The sequence below is a fragment of the Bacteroidota bacterium genome (assembly GCA_039714315.1).
Classification (GTDB): Bacteria; Bacteroidota; Bacteroidia; order Flavobacteriales; family JADGDT01; genus JADGDT01.
In genome coordinates, this window is sequence record JBDLJM010000207.1 from 1 (window position 1) to 3,985 (window position 3,985).

Sequence of the window (3,985 nt, forward strand, 5' to 3'; positions counted from 1 at the left end):
TAATCTAAACTGTCCTTAATTTAGTATTGGCTGAAAGCCATACTTAATTCCGGTCAAAGGCAACGCCTTGACATATTGTGTAAATGTTTAATATTTCGCACCTTCAACAAAAGGTGATACCTTTTGTTGAATTAATCTGCCACTTCGTGGCGATGACAAATTGACTACTTACAGTAGTACAAAATATAATATTGTCAACTTTACCCCCTCATCCAATTGATTATTCATTAATGAGAAATAAATGCAGTAAACCATAGATTGAACCGGTCTAACCAAATGCTTTATATGATTTTATCCCCAAAAATATGACTTGACCCTTATATTTCTAATAGTGTAATAAGTATAACATTCAACCTTATTTAGGGATGTTCAGATTTGAACTTTAGACTTTGGACTTTGGACTTTGGACTTTAAATCTATTTTTCGGAAAGTGCCAGCATAACACCTAAAGCAACTAATACAGATACCTTTCCCCATTTGGTGTATTTCCAAAACTTTTCGCTGTTTAAATACGAGCTAAACTTACCCGAAAGAGTAGATATTAATGTAAATATCAATATTGCCTGAATCATAAATATCAATCCCAGAATGAACATCTGGAGAGTTATATTAAATCCGCTTTTGCTGATAAACTGTGGTAAAAATGCAATGAAAAACAATGAAACCTTGGGATTCAGAACATTCATAAAAAATCCCTTTCTCATTAATTTCCAAAGATTAAACTCCGCATTATCAACTTCTCCGCCAATTTCTACTTCCGGCTTTTTTTCTTTATAAGCCATGTATGCCAGATACAACAGATAAGCAGCTCCTAAGTACTTTACTATCTGAAAAGCGTAATCAGATTGTTTAAGAATGATCGAAAGACCGGTTGCGGCAGCTAATGTATGTACCATTACCCCCGAAACTAAACCTAAGGAAATTGCTATGCCGTGTTTATGTCCTTTTGTAATACTTTCTGTTAATACAAAAATATTATCAGGTCCCGGCATAAATGTAAGAAGCATAGAAGCTCCAATAAAAGATAAAATAAGTTCTAACTCCATTATCAGTTAAATAAATTTCCGTTACGTAATTTATCTAACAAGCCTTCACCTTTAAGCTTTTCTTCGTATTGTTCGATACAATTTGCAGTATTATATCTTCCTATTTCAATTAATTCTTCGGCCTTATAAAAATCAAATAAACTGCATGAATCTCTTGAAACATTTACCAGTATATCCGGTGCATATTTTTCTATGACCATTTTTGAAATCTGGCCGGTGAGCACACTGATAGTTTTATCCATTATTTCGAAATAATTCAACTGACCGTTTTCGTCCTCTTCTTCCTTAGCTCTGTATTTATCGAAAAACCTTTGAATACCCTGAAATTTCTCAAGATATATTGACTGTTTGCCTAATTTTCTTTCATTATTTTTATCTATTTGAGGATGGTAGGCCGGAACATCTGCATTTACATCAACTACTATCAACAAATTATTTCCGGAATTTTTCACATGCTCAATCGGCAGGTTATTTATCACTCCTCCATCTACCAGTAAAGTATCTCCCGAAACTATTGGAGTAAAAACAGAGGGTATAGAAATAGATGCCCTGATAGCCTCATAAAGACTTCCTCTTTTGAACACAACCTCTTCGCTCCTTAATAAATCTGTGGCTGTTGCGGTATAGTCAATATTCAGATCTTCAATATTCACATCAGGAATAAACTCCCTCATCTTATCAAAAACTTTATTCCCTTTAATAAAGCCCTGAGAACTCAAAGTAAAATCAACCAGCTTAAAAACTTCATATTTATCGAGGGTACTAATCCAGTCCTTATACTCCTGTATTTTACCTGTGGCATACATTCCTCCAACCAACGCTCCCATCGATGTTCCCGAAATAGATTCTATTTCGAAGCCCTGGCGTTCCAGCTCTTCAATAACACCAATATGTGCTATTCCCCTTGCACCGCCACCCGACAATACTAATGAAACTTTTTTCTGCATTTTGATAGTATATTTGTTGAGGCCTAAGTTAATCAAACTACAAATATTTTATAATCAATGCTGATATTTTTTTGTGGCAAAGATGGGAATGGCACCCCGGAGAAAAAGATACTATTGAGCAAACAAACGAGGAGGCGACCGCAGGAAGCCACCGCAGTTGTATTGCGAAAAGTATATTTTTTGAGGAGTATAATGGACAGCTTTATCAGCCACCCAAATAAAAAAAACTACCTTACAAATAAATATAAGGTAGTTCTGATAAATTAATTTCTTAAACTTATGCTCTTCTTTTTCTGGACTGAAGAGTGTTTTTCATCAGCATCGCTATAGTCATAGGTCCTACTCCACCCGGAACCGGCGTAATATGAGAAGCTTTTTTACTCACTTCGTCAAACTTCACATCGCCCAATAATCGGAAACCTGATTTTTTGGTTTTATCTTCTACTCTGGTTATCCCAACGTCGATTACCACTACTCCATCTTTAACCATATCGCCTTTCAAAAACTCCGGAATACCGTTTGCTACAACAACAATATCAGCCTGTCGGGTTATCTCTTTAAGGTCTTTAGTACGGCTGTGAGTTAATGTCACTGTACAGTCAATTCCTTTTTGAGCCAGCAAAACACTCATAGGCGAACCTACTATGTGACTACGCCCAATAATTACGGCATGTTTCCCCGAAGTTTCTACTCCGTATCTCTTTATCAATTCCACAATACCGTATGGAGTTGCAGGAAGGAAAGTTTCCTGTCCCAAAAGCATCTTCCCTAGGTTTGTCGGATGAAAACCATCAACATCTTTATCAGGATTAATTGCTAATGTAACTTTTTGCTCATCGATATGTTTTGGCAATGGCAACTGAACTATGAATCCGTCCAAACCTTCATCATTATTCATTTCATCTATCTTAGCCAAAAGTTCTTCTTCCGAAGTTTCGGCAGAAAACCTGACTAATGTAGACTCAAAACCTACTTTTTCACAGGCTTTAACCTTTGCGTTTACATATGTTTGACTGGCTCCGTCGTCGCCAACCAAAACAGCAGCTAAATGAGGAGCACGCTTCCCTTCGGCTACCAATTTTGAAACTTCAATGGCAATTTCGTCTTTGATATCGCCCGAAGTTTTCTTTCCGTCTATTAGTATCATATTTTATATGTCGGTTGTTAAAGTTTTCAAATATACCAACGAAAATTGAAATTTATATAATCGTAATACTTTTTTTCATAAATCAGCTGTATTTATGTCCATTAATCAATGCAGGTCTAATTTGTTAAATAATTGAAATATATTTGTACAAAAAATATTCTGTAATGAAGGAAAAAATCCAAAAAGCAGTTGAAGTGATGAAAAACGGAGGGATAATTCTTTATCCTACCGATACTATTTGGGGAATTGGTTGCGATGCTACAAACGAGGAAGCAATCAACAAAATCTACAAACTTAAACAACGCGAGGAAAGTAAGTCAATGTTGGTTCTGGTTGAAAATGACCGAAGATTGCAGAATATTGTAGATGTTCCTGATTTAGCCTGGGACCTCATCGACCTGTCAGAAAAACCAACAACTATCATATACGACTCTCCAAAAAATGTTGCAAAAAACATCATTGCTGACGATGATACTTTGGGAATAAGATTAGTAGAACCTATGTTTTTAAAACAGCTTATCGGTAAACTAAATAAACCTTTGGTCTCTACATCTGCCAACGTTTCAGGACATTCTTCTCCAACAAACTTCAACGATATTTCTGACGAAATAAAAAACGGTGTTGATTTTATTCTAGATATTGAAACTGATAAGGTAAACAAGAAGTCCTCATCAATTATTAAGCTTAGTGCTGATAGTCAGGTGAAGATTATTAGGAAATAGTTACTGGTTACTGGTTGCTGGTTACTGGTTGCTGGTTACTGGTTGCGGGTTGCTGGTTACTGGTTACTGGTTACTGGTTACTGGTTACTGGTTACTGGTTGCTGGTTACTGGTTGCTGGTTAC

4 protein-coding genes are annotated in these 3,985 nt (G+C 35.9%); 1 reads left to right on the forward strand and 3 read right to left on the reverse strand.

Annotation, left to right across the window (positions count from 1 at the left end):
- Nucleotides 1–416: 416 nt before the first annotated feature.
- The 3 genes from ABFR62_13420 to folD all read right to left on the reverse strand — a co-directional run bounded on the left by ABFR62_13420 (nt 417) and on the right by folD (nt 3,140).
- Nucleotides 417–1,046, reverse strand: coding sequence for a LysE family translocator (locus ABFR62_13420; protein ID MEN8139420.1), 630 nt, complete (start codon nt 1,044–1,046; stop codon nt 417–419).
- A 2-nt stretch (nt 1,047–1,048) separates the two neighbouring features.
- The gene (locus tag ABFR62_13425; protein ID MEN8139421.1) at nt 1,049–1,993 is read right to left on the reverse strand and encodes a patatin-like phospholipase family protein; all 945 of its coding nucleotides are present in this window, start codon (nt 1,991–1,993) and stop codon (nt 1,049–1,051) included.
- Between the two features lie 277 nt (nt 1,994–2,270).
- Nucleotides 2,271–3,140 (reverse strand): bifunctional methylenetetrahydrofolate dehydrogenase/methenyltetrahydrofolate cyclohydrolase FolD, encoded by an 870-nt coding sequence (gene folD, locus ABFR62_13430; protein MEN8139422.1) that lies wholly within the window; start codon nt 3,138–3,140, stop codon nt 2,271–2,273.
- A 164-nt stretch (nt 3,141–3,304) separates the two neighbouring features.
- Here folD and ABFR62_13435 point away from each other — a divergent pair, with 164 nt between their 5' ends.
- Nucleotides 3,305–3,862 (forward strand): L-threonylcarbamoyladenylate synthase, encoded by a 558-nt coding sequence (locus ABFR62_13435; GenBank protein ID MEN8139423.1) that lies wholly within the window; start codon nt 3,305–3,307, stop codon nt 3,860–3,862.
- Nucleotides 3,863–3,985: the final 123 nt, after the last annotated feature.